We start from the raw sequence: 19,614 nt of genomic DNA on the forward strand, positions 1-19,614 counted from the left end.
TGACGGCGCCGGGCAATTCGTCACCCGCGCCGCGCCAGCCCGGCTACCTTCAGGCTGCGTCGACGGGCAGCCGTTGCTGCAGGTTGAGCCAGCCACTCAGCGCTTCGGCGCGCATGGGGCGGGCCAGGTGGAAGCCCTGTATCTCGTCACACCCCAGGTGTTGCAGCAAGTCCTGCATCTGCGCCGTTTCCACCCCTTCGGCGACGACGCGATAACCGAGCTTCTTCGCCAGTTGGGCGATCGATTGCACCACCCATTGTGCGCGTTCGTCGCACAGCAGGTCGAAGGTCAGCGAGCGGTCGAGTTTCAGGCAGGTGGCCGGCAGCTCGCGCAGGTAGGTCCAGTTGCTGTAGCCGGTGCCGAAGTCGTCGATGGCCAGGCCGATGCCCAGTGCGCGTAGGCGCCGCAGGTTGCGCTGGGCATCCTCGGGGCGGGTCATCAGCGCGCTTTCGGTGAACTCCAGTTCGATGGCTTCGGCGGGCAGGTCGCTGGCTTGGAGCAGGGCGATGAGCTGATCGACGAACTCGACGTCCTCCAGATCAGCGGCGCAGACGTTGAAGGAAACGCGCCAAGTCAGACCCTGCTGCCACCAGAGGGCGGTCTGTTCGATGACCTGGCGTGCCACCCACAGGCTCAAGGGGCCCATCAGGGCGGTCTTTTCCGCCAAGGGGATGAACTCCGCCGGGCTGATCGGCCCCAGCGTCGGGTGTACCCAGCGCAGCAGCGCTTCCACCCCGGTCACCTGGCCACTGGCAAGTGCTGCCTTGGGCTGGTACTCGAGGTGTAACTGGTCATCGCGCGTCGCCTGGCTCAGCGAGGTAAGCAGCAGCAGGGCGCGTTGCTGCGCCGCATCCTGCAGCGGGTCGTAGAGACTCCAGCGCGCATGGTTCTCGCGGGCATGGTCGGCGCTGCTGATCAGCAGGCGCAGCCAGTCTTCGTTGCGCTCGTCCGCGCGCAAGTGGAGTACGCCCAGGCCCGGGGAGATTTGAATGGGGATGCCTCGGCAGTCGATGGGGCGCTCGAACTGACGCGCCACGGATGCCGCCAGTCGTTCGATATCGGTGGTACCGGGGAGGATCAGGCCGAAGCGGGTCTGGCTGAGTTTGTACAGGGGCGACCCGTGCAATGCGTCCAGACGCTCCTTGATGCCCTCCATCAACTGGTTGGAGAAGGGATAACCCAGGGCCTTGACGATACGGTTGAGCAGGTTCGGTGCGATCACGTCGGCAGCGACCACCAGGGTATCGCTCTGAAATTGCCGGTGATTGTGCACGTCCTGCTCGAAGCGTTGACGATTGAACAGGCCGCTGGGCGCGTCGATGTAGTTGCTGCGGCGCAGCTCCTCGATGCGCGCCATCACCATGGCCGCCAGTTGCCGAAGCATGGCCCGTGCAGCCATGGACATCGGCGGCCTGGGTTGGGTGTCGATCACGCAGAAACTGCCGAGGGCCAGGCCGTTCTGGGCGATCAGCGGGCAGCCGGCGTAATAGCGGATGCCGGGCTCGCCAGTGACCAGCGGGTTGTCCTGGAAGCAGGGTTCGAGGGTGGCATCGCAGATCTCGAAGAGTTCTTCTCCGAGGATGGCGAAGGCGCAAAAGGAGTCGTCGCGTGGCGTCTGGCAGACTTCGAGCCCCTTTCTCGACCAGAACCACTGGCGGTTCTCGTCGATGATGGAGATCAGGGCGATGGGCAGGTCGAAATACTGCGCGGCCAATGAGGTGATGTGCTCGAAGACCGGATCTTCGATGCCCTCGAAGCAGCGTAAGTCATCGATCAGGGCCTGACGTTCCGGCTCGTTGCTCGGAGTGGGAAGCGAGATGCGCACGGCGAGGCCTGCTGGTGTGATGGCTATGTGTCATCATCCTAGACGACTGTGGATTCGACAAGCGCTCTGTCCGTAACATGGCGTGTTTGCGTTGCCAGAACCAAGCGCGGCGACGAACGGGATGTGCGTCGTTCGGCTTGGCATTCAGACGCGGCTGCTGGCGTTCGGTTCCGTGCCGCTTCGTCACCGCGATCCCACGGCTGTCGCCGGCCAGGCGAGCGTGGGTCGGATCTGGCCATGCCGTTACAGCGGGCGGGCGCTGGCCGCCGCCTGCTGACGTGCCGCAAGCCCTGCCGCTGCGAGCATCATCGCGCCCGCCAGCAGAAAGGTCTGCTGCATTCCCGTGGCGATGGCCGAGGGCGTGGCGAGCGTGAAGGCCTGCGTACCCACGGCGGCCGCGAACAGCGCCCCCATCACTGCTGCACCGGCGATCAGGCCAAGGTTGCGCGACAGGCCGAGCAGGCCGGAGACCGTGCCGCGTTGCGGCGGCGGAACCCGTGCGAGCGTGGCGGTATTGTTGGCCGCCTGAAACAGCTGGTAACCCGGTGTCAGCACCATGATCGCCAGGATATAGCCGACGACGCCGATGGCATTGGGCAGCAGCGCCAGCAGTAGCGAGCCCATGCTCAACAGGCCGATACCGATGGCGAGCACGCGGCGGCTGCCCCAGGCATCGACCAGATGGCCGCTGGGCACGCCACTGAAAATCGAGATCGATGGCCCGAGCGCCATGACCAAGCCTACCTGTGTCGGCGTCAGGCCGAGGCCGAAGCCAAGATAGAAGGGGCCGACCACCAGCGTCGTCATCATCACCGTGGCCACCAGCAGGTTGCTCAGCAGATTGGGCAGCAGCTCGCGGTTCAGCATCGACCAGAGGCTGGCCGGCGCGGCCATATTCTTTCGCGGGTCGTTCGGCAGCAGCGACACGGCCAGGATCAGGGCCAGCAGCGCCAGCGGCACCTGCATCCAGAACAGAGCGCGCCATCCCGCCAGGGGAATCAGCAGGCCGCCCAGTGCCGGCCCGAGCGCCGTGCCCAGGGCCGACGTGGTACCGAGCAGGCCCATGGCCCGGCCAACACGTGCCTCGCTGGTGGTTTGCCGCATCAGGGTCATGCTCAGGGTCATCAGAAAGGCCGCGCCAACGCCTTGCAGCCCTCTTGCGCTCACCAGCAGCCACAGGCTCGGGGCCAAGGCACAGAGCAGCGAGGCGCCGGCGAAGAGGGCGAGCCCCAGTACCAGCATGCGCTTCGCGCCGTGCCTGTCGGCCAGCCGGCCGGCGCTGACCACCGTTAGCGTCAGCGTCGCGAGATAGGCCACCACCACCGCCTGAATCTGCGCGAAGGGGGCCGGGAAGGCTTTGGCCAGTTGCGGTAGCGCGATGTTGGCGATGCTGGTACCGATCGATGCCAGCAACATCGACAGCGCCAGGGTTGCCGTGACGACGGTCTGCGGTTGCCTCGATAACCATGATTTCATCGTATTCATTGCCGTGCCCTCTTGCCGAAATCAGCGTTCGTGAGAAGCTTGCAACTTCAAGCCAGCTTGAGGTCAAGCATGAAATTTCTGGATATCGGAGAGGTGGCGTCACGTAGCGGATTCAAACCCTCGGCGCTGCGTTATTACGAAGACGCCGGGCTGATCAGGTCGGTAGGACGCCTGGGCTTGCGCCGCCAGTTCCCGGCCGAGGTGCTGCTGCAACTGAAGCTGATCGCCATGGGCAAGTCGGCAGGGTTCTCGTTGGATGAGATCGCCGCCATGTTCGGCGCCAACGGCGTGCCGGAGCTGCCGCGCGAGCGCATCCACGCCAGGGCCGATGCCATCGATCGGCAGATCCGCGAGCTGAGTGCGCTGCGCGACACGTTGCGGCATGTCGCCGATTGCCCGGCGCCCTCGCACCTGGAATGCCCCACCTTCCGGCGTCTGGTGGAGGTGGCTGGCAAGCGTGGGGCAAGGCGCGGGAGCCGCAAGCGTGAAATCGGGCCAGGCCCTGGCTGATGTTCAGCTTGCCCGGTAGTTCAGCGGCCGCTTCGACGACTCCGGCAGGGCCAGGCCGCCAGCCAGGGCGACCAGGGCCATGACGATCAGGTAATAGGCCGGCGCCATGCGGTCGCCAGTCTGCTCGATCAGCCAGGTGGCCACCAGCGGCGCGGTACCGCCGAAGATCGTGTAGGCGATGTTGTAGGTAAAGGCCGAAGCGGTGTAGCGCACCCTGGTGGGGAACTGCTCGGAGAGCAGCACCGCCGTCACCACACCGCAGATCACTGCACCGACGGCCAGCAGCATGGCGCCCAGCGCGGAGGGCAGCAGCGCGCCGGAGGTGGCCAGGGTAAAGGCCGGATACACGGCGAAGATCAGCGCCAGGCAGGCGGTGAGAATGGTGCGCCGCCGCCCGACCCAATCCGAATAACGCCCCACGAACGGACATAGCAGCCCGGCGAAGACCAGTGCCATCAGATTGGCCAGCAGCGCGGTGGAACGGCTGGCGCCGCCGACCACCTGCATGTAGGTGCTCAGGTAGGTGCTGAACATGTAGAACGACAAAGCCGTGGCCGAGATGAACGCGCTCAGGCAGACGATGGTGGCGCCATGGCTGCGCAGGGTTTCGCGCAGCGGCGAATGCTCGGGGGCCTGTTCGGCAGCCAGCGCCTGGAAAGCGGGCGACTCGTCCAGGCGCAGGCGCATGTACAGGCCCACCAGGCCCAGCGGCGCGGCGATCAGAAAGGGCAGGCGCCAGCCCCAGGCCTGCATCTGCTCGCTGCTGATCAACTGGTCGAGGCCGAGTACCAGGCCGGCCGCGGCGGCGAAGGCGAGGAAGGTCGACACCGGCACGAAGCTGCCATAACGGGCCTTCTGCTCGGTGGGCGCGTGTTCCATCACGAAGGCGCAGGCGCCGGCGTACTCGCCACCGGCGGAGAACCCTTGCAGGCAGCGCGCCAGCGCCAGCAGCAGCGGGGCGAGCAGGCCGATGCTGGTGTAGGTGGGCAGCAGGCCGATCAGCGTGGTACTGCCGGCCATCATCAGCACAGTGATCGACAGCACGCGCTTGCGCCCGATGCGGTCGCCGAGTATGCCGAAGAAGATGCCGCCCAGCGGGCGCAGGGCGAAGGACACGGCGAACACCGCGAAGGTCTGCAGCAGTGCCAGGGTCGGGTTGCCCGGCGGGAAGAACAGCGAAGCGATGGTCACGGCGAGAAAGCCGTAGACGGCGAAGTCGAACCACTCGACGAAGTTGCCGATGGCGGAGGCGGCGATCACCTTGTGCAAGGTGGCCGGGCTCACTTGCTGGCTGCTGTGGCTGGCATTCATACGACGCTCCTGATCCCTGAATTGGATGGCATCCTGCCAGGTTACGGAGCGAAACCAGCGCTGAACGCCACGCAGACGACGGTGACGTTGCCGTGAGCGACCTTGAACCTGGGGGGAACCGCGCTAGGCCGCAGAAGCAGGCGCGGCTGATACGTCATCGCCTTCTCCAGGCGCTTGCGATACCGGTCTGTACTGAACCAGGATGCAGGCGCTGTTTTCGTTTAATGGAGCAAGGGGGCCACATGTTTTCCCATATCTGCATCGGGGTGAGCGACTTTCCTCGCGCCCTGAGGTTCTACCAGCCGTTGATGGATTTGCTGGGCGTCGAGTTGCGTTTTCTCGACGCGGACAAGCCCTGGGCGGCCTGGCAGTCGAGCCCGGAGCCCCGGCCTCTGTTGCTGATCAGCACGCCTTACGATGGCGCCGCGCACCACCCCGGCAACGGGCAGATGGTGGCGCTGTTGGCGCAGACCCGCGCGCAGGTCGATCAGGCTCACCGGCTGGCGCTCGCCCAGGGTGGGTATTGCGAAGGCGCGCCGGGGCTGCGCGTGCACTATCACCCGGATTATTACGGCGCCTATTTCCTTGACCCCGATGGCAACAAGCTTTGCGTGGTCTGTCACCGGCCCGAGTGAGAGGGGCCTAGTTCAGTGGCTGCGTATCTGGCCAAGGGCGAACGCAATGAGGGCCAGCAGGGCAGCGATACCGGCAAACCAGTGCCCACCCAGTTGCAGCAACGGCATCGTCAGAGCTGATCCGAGGGCGCCGCCAAGGAAGAAACCGGCGATATACAGGCCGTTCAGTCGGCTACGGGCGCTGGTATCGAGTGTCAGCACCTGGCGTTGCGTGGCGACATGGCTGATCTGTACACCGGCATCGATCAGCAGGGCTGCCAGCAACCAGCAGCTCAGCGTTGGCAGGGCGACGCTCAGCAGAAAGCCGCTGGCCACCATCAGAGCACCCAAGCCCCGCAATGCGGTGGAATGGCCCCTGTCGGCAAGGCGGCCGGCCACCGGCGCGAGCAAAGCACCTGCTGCGCCTGCCAGGGCGAACAGAGCAATCCCCTGTGGCTGCAGACCGAAGCGTCCGGCCAGCAGCACTGGCGCACCGACCCAGAACATACTGAATGCTGCGAAAAGGCAGGCTTGTGCAGCACTGCGCTGGAGTAGTTCTGGATACCTGTAGAGAAGTTGTGCCAGGGAAGCGAGCAAGGCCGGATAGCTGAGCATCGAGCTGACTCGACGACGTGGTAAGCGCCGGGCTAGTAGGGCACCAAGCAGACTGACCAACAGCGCGTCCGTAACGAACAGGGCGCGCCAGCCAAATGCATCGGTGATCAGGCTGGCCAGGGGGCGGGCCAGCAAGATGCCCAAGAGCAAGCCGGCGGTGACGCTACCGACGGTACGCCCTCGATCGCTGTCGCTGCTCATGTGCGCTGCCAGTGGCACCAGCAATTGCACCGCGCAGGAGGCCAGGCCCGTACCCAGTGCCGCCACCAGCAGAATGCCAATGCTGCCGGCGCTGGCCATCAGCAGCAGTGTCAGTACCTGCAGGAACGCCAGGGTCAGAACCAGGCGGCGGTTTTCCAGCCGGTCGCCCAGCGGTACCACCAGCAACAGGCCGAGGCAGAAGCCCAACTGGCTGGCGCTCACGGCCAGCCCCGCCTGCCAGGGAGCAACGTCGAGATCAGCGGCGATAGTCGAGAATATCGGTTGGGCCAGATAGCTGCCTGCGGCGAAGGTGCCGCAGGCCAATGCCAGCAGCGCCGTCGATGAGCGGCTGCTACCGGTCAGCGCAAGGCTGCCCGTGCTCATGCGAACCTCCTCAGGCCTGCCGTTGGATCAGGTCGGTGAGTACCGTTTCCAATTCGGTGGTGCCACGTATCGGTGTACCTGCGAAGGCGATCCAGCCTTGATTGAAACCGTCGAGCATCTGCATGCGCGGCAAGGGGTTTTGCATGCCCTGGCTGCGGAAAAGCGCTTCCCAGGTATCGCGCGGTACGCTGCGCGCTTGCACGTCACGCCCTAACAGTCGCCCCAGGCTGGTGGCCAAGTGTTGGGGCGAAATACGCCGTGGCCCTTCCAGTTCGACGATGCGTACTCCTTGCCAGGACTCTTGCAGCAGCATGGCGGCGGTGCGTCCGACATCGGCGGTGGCGACCATCGGCACGGCTTTGTCCAGTGGCTGCAGAAAGCTGTGCAGCACTCCTTCGTCACGCGCCGGGGCGATGTCCCACAGGCTGTTTTCCATGAACCACCCGGCGCGCAGGAAGGTGACCGGCATCGGCAACTGACCGAGCTGTTGCTCCATGTAGCTGAGCTGGCTGAGCAGATTGGACTGGCTGGCCTGAGCGCCGATGGTCGATAGGCACACAACCTTGGCCGGTTGTGCAGCTTCCAGAGCTGAGTACAGGGTAGAGACGATATAGCGGGATTCGAGGAAATCCGGGCTTGGGTCGAAGTTTGGTGGCAGCAACACGAATACTGCTTCGGCGCCGCTAAAGGCGCGGGTCAGCGCGGCCGCGTCGCGCATATCGGCCAGGGCCAGCTCACAGCCCTGGCGTAGCCACTCGCTGCCTTTGCCGGCATCGCGTACCACGGCGCGCACGTTCTTGTCGGCAGCGAGCAGGGTACGGGCCAGGGTGCCGCCGACCTGGCCGGTGATTCCAGTGATCACATACATGGGGATAACTCCGATTGCGACCGGCGGTTGCCGGGTTCGCAGCTAGTCTCTCCTCAGGCAATTGATCAATCGATAACATGAGCGTCATTTCATTGATTACATAAAGGCATTAAAGATGAGTTTCGATGAGCGCACCTTGAGTGGCATGAGTGTGTTCGCCGCCATCGTTGACACTGGCAGTTTCGCGGGGGCAGGCGAGGTGCTGGACATGTCTCAACCCGGCGTCAGCCGCGCGTTGGCGCGGTTGGAAAAGCGCCTGGGGATTCGCCTGTTCGATCGCACCACGCGTTCGGTGACGTTGACCGATGACGGAAGGCGTCTGCATGAACAGGTACTGCCGTTGCTGACGGCACTGGAGGAGGCGGCCAGCTCGATCACCGCGGGTGCACGGGTGGTGCGTGGGCGCTTGCGGGTCAATGTCGACCCCTTCTTCGCCCGCTTGATCCTTGGCCCGCGGCTGGGGGCGTTTCTCGATGCCCATCCGCACTTGGAACTGGAGCTGATCACCCGCGACCGGCTGGGTGACATGGTCGCCGATGGCTTCGACCTGGCGCTGCGTTTCGGCGAGCCGCGTACTTCCAGCCTGGTCGCGCGCAAATTATTGGACACGCGCATCCTGACAGTCGCGGCGCCTTCCTATCTGAAGCGTCATGGTCGCCCCGAGCAGCCGCAGGATCTGAACGGGCATCGCTGCATCCAGTTTCGTGATCCCGAAACCGGGAGGCCATTCGACTGGGAGTTTCACCGTGGTGGCGAGCGTCAGGTGGTGGATACTCGTGGCCAGCTACTGGTCAATGATGTGGGCAGCCTGCACAGCACCTGCCTGGCGGGCTACGGCATCGCCCAGATCATGGCGTTGGGCAGTGACTTGCTGCTGGCGGATGGTCGGCTGGTGGAGTTATTCGCGGATTGGCCGGACGAGCGCTTCCCGCTTTATGCGCTGTATCCGTCCCGGCACAACCCGCCCGCCAAGGTGCGAGCCTTCCTCGATTTCGTGCTGGATCTGGTGGCGACCTGAGCAAGCGGTCGAAGCCGCTGTGGCCGCCTCAACGCGCCAACGGCAAGGCCACGCCGATCAGTACGAAGAGCGTGCCGCAACTGCGGTTGAAGGCGCGGCCGCCGCGTTGCAGCCAGGGCCGCACACGGAAGGCCAGCAGGGCCAGCAGCAGCTCGACTAGGAACTCGACCACGGCGAAGGTGGCTGCCATCACCACGAACTGCACGGCCAGGCCGCGCTGCGGGTCGACGAACTGCGGCAGGAAGGCGCCATAGAACAGGATCACCTTGGGGTTCGACAGCGCCGACAGCAGGCCCTGGCGAAACAGACGGGCGGCGCTGGGGCGCACACCGCTGTCGGCCAGCGTCAGGTTCATCGGCGGGGCGCGCCACAACTGCACGCCCAGCCAGATCAGGTAGGCGCCGCCTATCCACTTGAGCGCCATGAGCGCACTGGGCGCGGCCTTGAGCAGGGCGCCAAGGCCGAACATGGCCAGGGCGATCAACAGGCTGAAGCCGACCACGCCGCCGAGTATGGTGGCCAGCGTCATGCGCGCGCCGTACAGCCCACCGTGGGTCAGCGCCAGCAGGCTGTTGGGGCCGGGCGTCAGTGCCAGGCCGAGGGTGGCGACGAAGTAGACGAGCCAGAGTTCGAGGGCCATGCGGGTCTCCTGTGAGGGCGCGGCCAGTCTATTCGTCGCGGAGGCGCTAATGAAGGCGATCCTTTATCTAGCTCCGAAGCAGCAACGGCAGCCACACCGACACGAGCAGCAGTGCGGCCATGGTGCGGTTGAACAGCAGTAGCCGCGCCGGTTGCCGCAACAGGCGCGCACTGCCGACACCGAGCAGGCCCCAGACCATCAGGCAGGGCGTGGACACCAGCAGGAACAGCGTCGCATAGCCTGCCACGGTGACGAGCGAGGCATGGCCATCGAGGAAGATTGCCGTGACCGACACGGTCATCAGCCAGGTCTTGGGGTTGATCAGTTGCAGGCCGGCGCCCTGGACGAAGCCCTGGCGCCGGTCGACGCTGCGCTGATCCAGGTCGGCCGCATCACGGCGCATCAGCTTGCAGGCCATCCAACTGATCCAGGCGGCACCGGCCCAGGCCATCGCCATCTGCAACAGCGGTGTGCGGGCCAGCAGCTCACCCAGGCCCAGGCCGACCACCAGCAGCATCAGGCTGGCGCTCAGGCTGGCGCCGACCGCGATGGCCAGGGCGATGGCCAGGCCGAAACGGGCGGCGCTGCCGAGTATCAGCAGGTTGGTCGGGCCAGGGGTGATCGAAGCCACCGAGGCGAACAGAAGAAAGGGCAGCCACTGGTTCATGGCTGGGCTCGGGAGGCGGTGAACGGCATGAGGATTCGCTCCATATCGGGGGTATGGTGCGATTGTCCGGCTGCCGGGTTCAGCGGTCTTGAAGCTTTGTGCAGAGGTTGCGATAGGCACCCGGAGTGAGGCCGTTGGCGCGGCGAAACCAGCGGCCCAGGTGGCTCTGGTCGGCGAAACCCAGGTCGTTGGCGACATCCGCCGGCGACGTGCCGATAGCCAGCAGACGGCGGGCGCGCACCAGGCGCAGCTGGATCAGGTAGCCGTGTGGCGCGATGCCGAAGGCGGCCTTGAATGCGCGGCTGAGGCGAAAGCGATCGACGCCACAGACCTGCGCCAGCTCGTCGAGGCCTATGTTCTGGTGAAAGTGCGCATGCAGGTAGTCGCGGGCGCGCAGGGCGACGCTGGCGATCTGCGGGTTGCCTGGCAGGCGCTGGCGCCAGTGCAGGCTGCGCGAGATGCGTTCCAGCAGCGCATCCAGCGCGGCGTCACGCACCATGCGCGGCTCGCCGTCACTCAGTGCTTGCAGAGCATTGGCGATGCACGGCAGCAGGCCGGGGTCGTCCGGTTGGGTGCGCGGCACGCCGGGCAGGCAGTCGCCAGGGGCCTGCTCGAACAGCGCCGGCAGCGCGCGCTGCAGCCAGGCCGGTTCGAGATAGAGCGTGGAGTAGGTGAAGCCGCCCGGCGTTGGCGCATGGCCATCGTGGATGTCGCCGGGCTCGAGGAAGAAGGTCTGCCCCGGCACGCTGCTGAACAGCGCACGGCGGCAATGGAACTGCTGCACGCCCTGTTCGGTGAAGCCGATCAGGTAGCTGTCGTGCCAGTGCGGGTCGTAGGCGTGGCCCTCGAAATGCGCACGGATCACCTCGATGCCGGTATCGGCATCCTGCTTGAGGTCGACCCATGAGTGCGCGTTCATCGCCTGGCTCGCGGTGGAAAGTGGAACGCCTGAGCTTAACCCCTTTGCCGGGCGTGCCTAGAACATTTGTGCAGATGGCAGGGGCTGTGGATAAAACCAAGTGCCTGATCCGTAGGAGCGGCTTCAGCCGAGATATTCGCGGATAAATCCGCTCCTACAGACGCTTGGCAAGCCTGCTTGCGAGCGATGCTCTAGTCGGTCTGGGCGGGATACCAGCGCGGCGTATACACCCACTCGCCGCCATCGGCACGCGGGAAGCGACGGGTCTGGCTGGAGCCGATGATCACCAGGGTGCGCATGTCGACCATCTCCGGCGTCAGCTCGCCGAGGCTGAGGCTGCGCAAGGCTTCTGCCGGGCGGCCGATATCGCGGCCGAGCACTACCAGGGTTTCCGGTTCGCGGTGCTGGCGCAGCAAGTCGAGCGCGCGGCCGAGCTGCCAGGGGCGCGCCTTGGAGATCGGGTTGTAGAAGGCCATGGCCAGATCGGCGATGGCGGCGTGCTGCAGGCGCTTTTCGATCACCGCCCAGGGCTTGAGGTTGTCGGACAGGGAGATCAGGCAGAAGTCGTGGCCCAGTGGCGCGCCGGCCTTGGCGGCGGTGGCCAGGGCGGCGGACACGCCCGGCAGCACTTCCAGCTCGACGCCGTGCCAGGCGTCGTTTTGCGGGCTTTCCAGCGCCTCCATCACGGCGGCGGCCATGGCGAATACGCCGGGGTCGCCCGAGGAGATCATCACCACGCGGCGACCTGTAGCCGCCAGCTCGAAGGCGTGGGCGGCGCGCTGCAGCTCCTCGCGGTTGTCGCTGGGGTGCAGGCATTGATCGGCGCGCAGCGGGCCTGCCATCTTCACGTAGGTGTCGTAGCCGAGCAGGTCTTCGGCCTCATCCAGGGCGCGGCGCACGGCGGGGGTCATATGCTCGGCGGCGCCAGGGCCGAGGCCGACCACGCTCAGCTTGCCGCGACGCTGGCCTAGGCGCTCGATCTCCAGCGGGCGTTCGGCCAGCAGCAGACGCAGGCCTTCGCCGATATGGTGCTCGGGCGGCAGCTCGCTGGTGCTGTGGATAAAGCGCAGCGGCAGTTCCAACTCGGCTGCTGCGGCGTGCAGTTCGGTATTGGCCATCCAGCTTTTGTCCGCCAGCAGGCAGGCCAGCGCTTGCGGCGCCAGCTTGGCAGCGTTCAGCGCTTGTTGCAGGCGAGCGGGCAGGTCGGAGCCGGGGCGGTGGATCAGTGCGGCGGCGCAGCGCGGGTGGATCAGCAGTTCGTCAGGCTGGGCCGGACGTGCCTGTGCGGTGATGTGGATAACCCGGCTGGCGGCGTTATCCACAGGTAGTTGCGCGCTCTCCAGCCAGGGCGCCTGGCCTTCGATGCGTACCGTTTCGCCGCCGAGCAGATCGCTGACGAAGCGCTTGCCCTGTTGCAGGTCGGCCAGGGCGTAGCCGGCCGGCGGTTCCAGCAGGCAGGTGCCGAAGCGCAGTTCGCCACTGGTGGTGATGGCCGGCGCCACGCCCAGGTGTGCGGCGATCTCGCGGGCCAGGCGATTGACCCCGGCCAGGCCACCGAGCAGTGGCACCACGGCGCTGCCGTCCTCGGCCAGGGCCAGCACCGGCGGCTCGGCGCCCTTTTCTGCCAGCAGTGCGGCGAGGCTGCGAATGACGATGCCGGCGGCGCACAGCGCCACCAGCGGTTGGCCGGCGCGATACAGTGCACGTAGGTGCTCGCCGAACTCGTCGTAGTGGCGCTCGGCGCCATCGGCGCGCCCGCGCAGGCCATGGATCACGGCCTGTGGATAAAGCGTCTTGAGGCGTTGTGCGGTGGCCAGCGCGCTGGCGCCGAGGATGACGATGTTCATGCGGTATATCCTGTAGCCCGGATGCAATCCGGGGAATGGGTTTCCCGGATTGCATCCGGGCTACGTGCGATCTGCGGGGTGTGGAACCGCGTAGGGTGGATGACGCTTCACCCATCCACCGGCACGATGGCGGATGAAAAAAGCGTCATCCACCCTACGAAATCCAGGGGCGGCTGGGCCGCACTCCGCTTCAGTTGTGAACGCGCTTCGCGGCTGAAGCCCTCCCACAGGGAATCAATCACCCCCGCCATTTCTGCCCAGGCACCAGAATCATGGAAAAGTACGGCGAATCCATCGGCTCCACCTCGTCCAACGGCACGATTTTCTGATTGGCCATGGTGGCGCGCTCCACGTAATGGGCGCGGCCATCCAGACCCAGCTTGCGCAGCACGCGGCGCACCTTGTCGAAGTTGCGCCCCAGCTTCATCACCACGGCGGCTTCGGCGTCGCGCAGGCGCTGTTCCAGCTCCTCTTCCGGCAGTACGCCGGAGAGCACGCTCAAGCTCTGGTTGCGATACACCAGCGGCGTACCCAGCACCGAGGCGCAGCCGAGCATCGAGCACACGCCGGGCACCACCTCCACCTGGTAGCGGTCGGCCAGGCGGTCGTGCAGGTACATATAGGAGCCGTAGAAGAACGGGTCGCCCTCGCAGATCACCGCCACATCCTGGCCGGCATCCAGCAGCCGGGCGATCTGCTCGGCGCAGGTGTCGTAGAAGTCGGCGATCACATCCTCGTAGGACAGTGGTGGGGCGAGCTTCTCGGTGGTCACCGGGTAGACCAGCGGCAGACGCTGCTGGGTATCGCTCAGGTGCGCCTCGATGATGCCGAAGGCATTACCACCATGGCCGGCGTTGTGTTTGGCCTTGGCCACGAAGTAGGCCACCACTGGCGCCGATCTGAGCAGGCGCAGGGCCTTGAGGGTAAGCAGCTCGGGGTCACCGGGGCCGACGCCGAGGCCAAGCAGACGGCCAGCCATCACTCCACCTCCGAGGCGAGGGCGTTGACCGCCGCCACCGCCATGGCGCTGCCGCCACGCCGGCCCCGCACGATCACGTAGGGCACGCCACGGCTGTCGGCGGCCAGGGCGTCCTTGGATTCCGCCGCGCCGATAAAGCCCACCGGCATGCCGATGATCAGCGCCGGTTTCGGCGCACCGGTATCGAGCATTTCCAGCAGGTAGAACAGTGCAGTGGGGGCATTGCCGATCACCACCACACTGCCTTCGAGGTGTTCGCGCCAATGCTCCAGGGCCACCGCCGAGCGCGTATTGCCGACTTCGCGGGCCAATTCCGGTACGCCGGCATCGTGCAGGGTGCAGATCACCGGGTTGTTGGCCGGCAGGCGCGGGCGGGTGATGCCCTCGGCAACCATGCGCGCATCGCAGAGAATCGGCGCGCCGGCCAGCAGGGCGGCGCGGCCAGCGGCGCCAGCGCCGGGGGAGAAGCGCAGATCCTCCACCACGTCGACCATGCCGCAGGCGTGGATCACCCGCACGGCGAGTTTTTCCAGGTCGGCGGGGATGCCAGCCAGGTTGGCTTCGGCGCGGATGGTGGCGAAGGAGCGGCGGTAGATTTCCTGGCCGTCGCGGATGTAATCAAGCATCGGGGGTTCCTGCGGGGTGTTGGCGGGCGAACCAGGCGCCGGCCTCGTCGATGGTCAGGGCCGGCACCAGCAGACGGCCGAAACCGGGCGCCTCGGGCGTGCGTTGATAGAGTTGGTAATGGTCGGGCGTGCTGGCCAGCAGGGTGTAGGGCTGCACCCGGGCGCTGGCGCAACTGCGCGGGCAGGCGCTGAGGTGCACCTGCGGGCGCGTGCCGCTTGCGCGCAGCAGCTCGGCCAGGTGCAGGGCGTGGTGCTTGCTGTCGGCCAGGCCGCGCGCGCAGGCGGCCGAGCCCGTACAGGCAACCAGGCCGAGCAAGGGCTCGTCGGCCTGGGTGAGCAGGCCCAGTTCCGCCAGCGCCGTCAGCAGCTCGTGGGCCGCGGCCTCGGCCACATTGCCCAGCAGCAGGCCCTGCCAGGGCGTCAGGCGCAACTCGCCGTCGCCATATCGCTCGCTCAGTTCAGCCAGGGCAAACAGTTGTTCGGCATGCAGGCGACCGAGCTGGGCGCCGGCCGCGACCATGTACAGGCCACTTTGCACCTGTGGATAAATACCGGCTGGTGGGCGCATGAGCGTAGCGCTGGGCTGCCAACGGGGCGCTGCCGCTTGCAGGGGGAAATCCAGACGAGCCTGCAAGCGTTGCAACAGCTCGGCTGAGGGTATCTGCGTCAGTAACTGGCGCATGCGCGTCTGTTCGGGCGTGGCCAGTTCGAGAAACAGCAACAGGAGCTGGCGCACCAGTTCGACCGCCTGGCTCGCTTCGATTCGTGCCAGTGGCGCGTCAACCGGGCAGCCGGCCAGACCCAGCAGCAGATGCTGCTCGTCCTCGGCGGCCAGCCACAGGTCATGGGGGTGTTCGCGCATGGCCAGGGCTTCGCCGCCGTCCAGTTGCAGGGCGAACTTGGGCGACAGGGCATGCAGCGCTGGGGTGTCCTGCAGCAGGTCGAGCAACTGGCCGGCCAGCGGGCGCACGTCCATCCGCATGTGCGGGTCGAGGCCGGCGGCGGGGCTGAGCAGCAGGTTGCGCACATCATCGGCGGCCGCCACTCGCGGGCCGAGCCCGGCGCCGAGCAGGGCATCGATCAGCGCGCTTTCCTGGCCGGGCAGTACACCGCGAATCTGCAGGTTGCTGCGGTTGGTCAGCTCCAGCACGCCGCTGGCGCACTGCCGTGCCGCCTGGGCAATCGCGCGGGCCTGGGCACTGCGCAGCACGCCACCGGGCAGCTTGATGCGGCAGATGCCGCCATCCAGCGCGGGGACGATGCGCAGCAGGCCGGGGCAGGCGGAAGGGCGGACGGACGTGGGCAAAGGGTCACCTGTGGCTAACGACGCGGCGACCGAACCAGCGGAATCCACCCACGGGGGATTCCATGGCATCGGTACACCCCGCCCGATGTTGGCACTCGCGACCAGCGTTCGTCGGCAGGTCTCCTGGCTGACAGGTCTTGATCCGCTGCGCCTTCCCGGTTAACAGGCCGTTGAAAAACTACCTACGTTGGCAATACTGCGTTAAAAACGGCCTCGCGTGCGAGCCCAGTCAAAATGCTCATTTACAACACGTAAACTGCGCTTTTTCGGCCGTTTGATTCGCTAGCGCTCACCCTTCGGGCCAGCCGTTGGCTGTTACTCCCATTGGTCGTTGCGCCTTGTCTTGCCTGCCTCGCCTACGTTTTTCAACGGCCTGTTCCCAGTGGCCGATTGCATTGGACTCGCTGTTTACAGTTGCGGGGGCAGCTCGGTCGCGATCAGAGATCGCTCCGGATTCCCTCTTAGGCCCGTTTTATAAGGGGCACCGACGAAGGCTGTATTATGCCCGCTTTGCCCGGCGTCGCGACACGCGCCCTGTCGGCTACTTGCGAGGAAGGTGGATGAAACCCTGGTTGACCCTGGTGGGCATCGGCGAAGACGGCTATCCCGGTCTGGGCAAGGCCGCGCGCCGCGCCCTGCTGGCGGCCACGCGCATCGTCGGTGCGCCGCGGCAACTGGCCTTGCTGCCGCCGTGCATTGGCGGCGCACGGGAAACCTGGCCCAGCCCCTTCGACCTTGCGCCTCTGCTGGCGCGACGTGGCGAGGCGGTGTGTGTGCTGGCCAGTGGCGATCCGATGTTCTACGGCGTCGGCGCCAGCCTGGCGCGCCAGGTGCCTGCCGACGAACTGCGAGTATTGCCGGCGCCGTCCTCGGTGTCGCTGGCGGCGGCGCGTCTGGGTTGGCCGTTGCAGGAAGTGGAAGTGGTCTCCTTGGTCGGCCGGCCCCTGGCCACGCTCAACGGCAAACTCTTCCCCGGCATGCGCCTGCTGGTGCTGAGTGCCGATGGCGATACACCCGCGCAGGTCGCCGACGCCCTGCGCGCGCGTGGTTTCGGCGCCAGCCGCCTGACCCTGCTGGAGCATCTGGGTGGCCCTGAGGAACGCCGCCTCGATGGCCTGGCCGCAAGCTGGAACCTGCCGCGCGGCGCTGACCTCAACCTGCTGGCCATCGAATGCATGGCCGACGCCGGAGCTGTGCTGTTGCCACCGACCTGCGGCCTGCCGGACGACGCCTACCGCCACGACGGCCAACTGACCAAGCGTGATGTGCGCGCGGTTACCCTGGCGCGCCTGGCGCCGCTGCCCGGAGAGCTGCTGTGGGATGTCGGCGCCGGTTGTGGCTCCATCGGCATCGAGTGGATGCGCGCGCACCCGGCCTGCCGCGCCATCGCCATCGAGGCCAACGAGGGACGTCAGGCGCATATCCGCCATAACCGCGATGCCCTTGGCGTGCCCGGTTTGCAACTGGTGGCCGGGCATGCGCCCGAGGCGCTGGCCGGGCTGCCGGCGCCGGATGCCATCTTTATCGGCGGCGGCGTTACTGCATCAGGCGTGCTGGATGCCTGCTGGGCCGCGCTCAAGTCGGGAGGGCGCCTGCTGGCCAATGCCGTGACCATTCAGAGCGAGGCGGCGCTGGTGAATTTTCGTGGGCAGCACGGCGGCGAGCTGCTGCGCCTGGTGGTGGCGCAGGCGCAGCCCTTAGGCGGCTTTGACACCTGGCGCGCGGCGCTGCCGATCACCTTGCTGGCGGTGCGCAAGCCGTGAGTGCGCGCATCCTGCTGCTTGGCGGCACCACCGAGGCGCTGCGCCTGGCGCGCCGGCTGGGGCCGGACACGGTCTACAGCCTGGCCGGCCTGGGGCGGGTGCCGGATGACCTGGCCTGCCGCGTGCGCGTCGGCGGTTTCGGTGGCGCCGAAGGCCTGGCTGCCTTTGTCGCTGCTGAAGGCATTGAGCTGTTGCTGGATTTGACCCACCCCTACGCCGCGCAGATCAGCCATAACGCCGCGCGCGCCGCCGAACTGGCGGGTGTGCCCTGCTGGGCGCTGCGTCGTCCTGGCTGGCAGCCCGGTGCCGATGACCACTGGTGCGAGGTGGACGGCTGGGATGAACTGACCCAGGCACTCGCGCCGTTCTGCAGACCGTTCTTTACCTCCGGGCGTGAGCCGCTGGTGCATCTGCACGAGATCCCTGCGCATCAGCACTGGACGGTGCGCTGCCTGCAGGCCGAGCCGGCGCCGCCGCGCGCCGAGATCATCGGTGCACGCGGGCCGTTCTCGCTGGACGAGGAGCGCGCGCTGTTCGCCCGTATTCGATGCGACGTGCTGGTAAGCAAGAACAGCGGCAGCGCCTCCACTGAGCCCAAGCTGCAGGTGGCGCGTGAGTTGGGCCTGCCGGTGTTGCTGCTGCGCCGTCCCGAGTTGCCGGTGGTCACGCGCCAGTTCGCGGAACTGGATTCCCTGTGGGAGGCGCTAGCCGAATTAGCCGCGTAGGGTGGATCACGCTTTATCGATCCACCGCCTTGGTGGACGTGAAAAGCGACGTCCGCCCTACACGCGCTGTTAGACTGCCGGCCCTTTTGGAGACAGTCATGAGCCAAGCCCCCTACGCCCGCATCCTGTTTATCGGCCCCGGCCTGGGGCGTGGTGCCACCGCCGAGCGTCTGCAGCAGCGCATCGAAACGCTGCTGGGCGAGGCGCATCTGCATGACACGGAGCAGGACGGCTTCTGGCAAGCCATCATTGATGCGCCACGCCCACTGCTGGTGGTGGATCTGGAGCCGCGTGCCGATGCCGCGCACCGCGATTGGCTGCGCGAGCGCATCGCCGAACGCGGTAACGGGGCCGAGGTATTCGTGGTCTGCACGGCCATGGAAGATGCCTGGCTCGATGGCCTGGGCGCGCTGCTCGAACGCCGTGAAGCGCATATTCCCTGCAGCGATGTGCCGCCGGTGCCGGCGCACCATGCCTGGTCGCAGATTCCACCCCATGCGCAGCGCCTGCTGCTGTGCAACGGCCCACGCTGCACGCGCAAGGGCGCGCTGGGCCTGTGGAAAACCCTGCGTCAGCGGCTCAAGGCCGCCGGCAAGCTGGAATGCGCGGGCGGCGTGCATATCACCCGTAGCCAGTGCCAGTTCCCCTGCGACCTGGGGCCCACCGCGAGCCTTTATCCACAGGGTGAGTGGTATGGCATCCAGGATGAGGCAGCGGTGATCCGCCTGGTCGATGAGCGTCTGGTGGCGGGCAGGGCGCTGCCGGAATTGCGTATCGATGAGCTGGGCGGCAACTAGCCGCCATGGTGGACAAGCTGCGCGTTGTCCACCCTACGCCTGAGTCCAACCCACAATGGCCCCGCGCCTTGACTTGAACGGAGGCGGGTGGTCATATCCGCCCCGCTTCAGGTGTCTCACGCCGCCGCGCGTGAGGTGAAACGGGAAGTCGGTTGAAGTCCGACGCTGCCCCCGCAACGGTAAGCGAGCGACCGCATCGAAACGCCACTGTGCGCCACGCGCATGGGAAGGCGATGCGCTCATGACCCTCGCAAGCCCGGAGACCGGCCTGAAGTCGTTATGTCTGGCAACCCGCGGTGGGCGGGCGTTGACTCCAGTAGGGCGCCGCCGTGCCCCTGTCTGCTGTTGCGCATTTCCATCGGATTGCCGTGCCTTTTCCCTGACGATGGAACACTCATGGCGCGCCATTTCCGCTTCAAACAACCGATTCTGACCGTACCGGCCACGGCACCCGCATGCCTGCCTTTCAGGCTGCGAAGGTCGATAATGTTATGTTATAACAATTGCATTTCAG

18 protein-coding genes and 2 riboswitches are annotated in these 19,614 nt (G+C 66.4%); of the genes, 6 read left to right on the forward strand and 12 right to left on the reverse strand.

The features are described 5' to 3' along the window. Positions 1-49 precede the first annotated feature (49 nt). Both ACSVIK_RS07370 and ACSVIK_RS07375 read right to left on the reverse strand, forming a co-directional pair. Positions 50-1,825 (reverse strand): bifunctional diguanylate cyclase/phosphodiesterase, encoded by a 1,776-nt coding sequence (locus ACSVIK_RS07370; RefSeq protein WP_442443697.1) that lies wholly within the window; start codon positions 1,823-1,825, stop codon positions 50-52. Positions 1,826-2,068: 243 nt separating this feature from the next. Next, a complete protein-coding gene (locus ACSVIK_RS07375) occupies positions 2,069-3,310 on the reverse strand; it encodes an MFS transporter (RefSeq protein ID WP_442443698.1) in 1,242 nt (413 codons plus the stop codon). Positions 3,311-3,379: 69 nt separating this feature from the next. Between ACSVIK_RS07375 and ACSVIK_RS07380 the strand changes: the two genes are divergently transcribed. Next, on the forward strand, positions 3,380-3,820 hold the full coding sequence (locus ACSVIK_RS07380; protein WP_442443699.1) for a helix-turn-helix domain-containing protein: 441 nt from the start codon (positions 3,380-3,382) through the stop codon (positions 3,818-3,820). 3 nt (positions 3,821-3,823) lie between these two features. On the opposite strand, the gene ACSVIK_RS07385 is transcribed toward ACSVIK_RS07380, so the two are convergent. Then, positions 3,824-5,131, reverse strand: coding sequence for an MFS transporter (locus ACSVIK_RS07385; protein ID WP_442443700.1), 1,308 nt, complete (start codon positions 5,129-5,131; stop codon positions 3,824-3,826). A gap of 242 nt (positions 5,132-5,373) precedes the next feature. Between ACSVIK_RS07385 and ACSVIK_RS07390 the strand changes: the two genes are divergently transcribed. After that, complete coding sequence (locus ACSVIK_RS07390; RefSeq protein ID WP_442443701.1) at positions 5,374-5,766, forward strand: VOC family protein; 393 nt, start codon at positions 5,374-5,376, stop codon at positions 5,764-5,766. 12 nt (positions 5,767-5,778) lie between these two features. On the opposite strand, the gene ACSVIK_RS07395 is transcribed toward ACSVIK_RS07390, so the two are convergent. Beyond that, on the reverse strand, positions 5,779-6,945 hold the full coding sequence (locus ACSVIK_RS07395; protein WP_442443702.1) for an MFS transporter: 1,167 nt from the start codon (positions 6,943-6,945) through the stop codon (positions 5,779-5,781). Positions 6,946-6,955: 10 nt separating this feature from the next. After that, positions 6,956-7,813: an NmrA family NAD(P)-binding protein gene (locus tag ACSVIK_RS07400; protein ID WP_442443703.1), complete on the reverse strand. Its 858-nt coding sequence runs from the start codon at positions 7,811-7,813 to the stop codon at positions 6,956-6,958. Between the two features lie 115 nt (positions 7,814-7,928). Here ACSVIK_RS07400 and ACSVIK_RS07405 point away from each other — a divergent pair, with 115 nt between their 5' ends. After that, complete coding sequence (locus ACSVIK_RS07405; RefSeq protein ID WP_442443704.1) at positions 7,929-8,831, forward strand: LysR substrate-binding domain-containing protein; 903 nt, start codon at positions 7,929-7,931, stop codon at positions 8,829-8,831. 28 nt (positions 8,832-8,859) lie between these two features. On the opposite strand, the gene ACSVIK_RS07410 is transcribed toward ACSVIK_RS07405, so the two are convergent. The 7 genes from ACSVIK_RS07410 to cobG all read right to left on the reverse strand — a co-directional run bounded on the left by ACSVIK_RS07410 (position 8,860) and on the right by cobG (position 15,815). After that, positions 8,860-9,471: a LysE family translocator gene (locus tag ACSVIK_RS07410; RefSeq protein ID WP_442443705.1), complete on the reverse strand. Its 612-nt coding sequence runs from the start codon at positions 9,469-9,471 to the stop codon at positions 8,860-8,862. 67 nt (positions 9,472-9,538) lie between these two features. Further along, a complete protein-coding gene (locus ACSVIK_RS07415; RefSeq protein ID WP_442443706.1) occupies positions 9,539-10,138 on the reverse strand; it encodes a LysE family translocator in 600 nt (199 codons plus the stop codon). Positions 10,139-10,217: 79 nt separating this feature from the next. Continuing rightward, the gene (locus ACSVIK_RS07420; RefSeq protein ID WP_442443707.1) at positions 10,218-11,057 is read right to left on the reverse strand and encodes an AraC family transcriptional regulator; all 840 of its coding nucleotides are present in this window, start codon (positions 11,055-11,057) and stop codon (positions 10,218-10,220) included. Between the two features lie 191 nt (positions 11,058-11,248). Beyond that, entirely contained in the window at positions 11,249-12,904 is a 1,656-nt protein-coding gene (cobJ, locus tag ACSVIK_RS07425; RefSeq protein WP_442443708.1) for a precorrin-3B C(17)-methyltransferase, read from the reverse strand. Positions 12,905-13,142: 238 nt separating this feature from the next. Beyond that, the gene (locus ACSVIK_RS07430; RefSeq protein ID WP_442443709.1) at positions 13,143-13,883 is read right to left on the reverse strand and encodes a precorrin-2 C(20)-methyltransferase; all 741 of its coding nucleotides are present in this window, start codon (positions 13,881-13,883) and stop codon (positions 13,143-13,145) included. Beyond that, positions 13,883-14,509, reverse strand: a complete 627-nt coding sequence (locus ACSVIK_RS07435; protein ID WP_442443710.1) for a precorrin-8X methylmutase — start codon at positions 14,507-14,509, stop codon at positions 13,883-13,885. The genes ACSVIK_RS07430 and ACSVIK_RS07435 overlap by 1 nt, the downstream gene beginning before the upstream one ends. After that, entirely contained in the window at positions 14,502-15,815 is a 1,314-nt protein-coding gene (gene cobG, locus ACSVIK_RS07440; RefSeq protein WP_442443711.1) for a precorrin-3B synthase, read from the reverse strand. Before cobG ends, ACSVIK_RS07435 begins: the two co-directional genes overlap by 8 nt. A 309-nt stretch (positions 15,816-16,124) precedes the next feature. Then, positions 16,125-16,319, reverse strand: a riboswitch (cobalamin riboswitch). A 56-nt stretch (positions 16,320-16,375) separates the two neighbouring features. On the opposite strand from cobG, the gene cbiE reads away from it, so the two are divergent. From cbiE to ACSVIK_RS07455, 3 genes are all read left to right on the forward strand, one after another. Further along, entirely contained in the window at positions 16,376-17,578 is a 1,203-nt protein-coding gene (gene cbiE, locus ACSVIK_RS07445) for a precorrin-6y C5,15-methyltransferase (decarboxylating) subunit CbiE (RefSeq protein WP_442443712.1), read from the forward strand. Beyond that, positions 17,575-18,303 (forward strand): cobalt-precorrin-6A reductase, encoded by a 729-nt coding sequence (locus ACSVIK_RS07450; RefSeq protein WP_442443713.1) that lies wholly within the window; start codon positions 17,575-17,577, stop codon positions 18,301-18,303. Before cbiE ends, ACSVIK_RS07450 begins: the two co-directional genes overlap by 4 nt. A 98-nt stretch (positions 18,304-18,401) precedes the next feature. Beyond that, positions 18,402-19,100 carry a (2Fe-2S) ferredoxin domain-containing protein gene (locus ACSVIK_RS07455; protein WP_442443714.1) on the forward strand — a complete coding sequence of 233 codons (699 nt, stop codon included), beginning with the start codon at positions 18,402-18,404 and terminating at the stop codon, positions 19,098-19,100. A gap of 92 nt (positions 19,101-19,192) precedes the next feature. Beyond that, positions 19,193-19,386, forward strand: a riboswitch (cobalamin riboswitch). Positions 19,387-19,614 lie beyond the last annotated feature (228 nt).

The organism is Pseudomonas sp. NCHU5216, from assembly GCF_052156495.1.
Lineage (GTDB): Bacteria > Pseudomonadota > Gammaproteobacteria > Pseudomonadales > Pseudomonadaceae > Aquipseudomonas.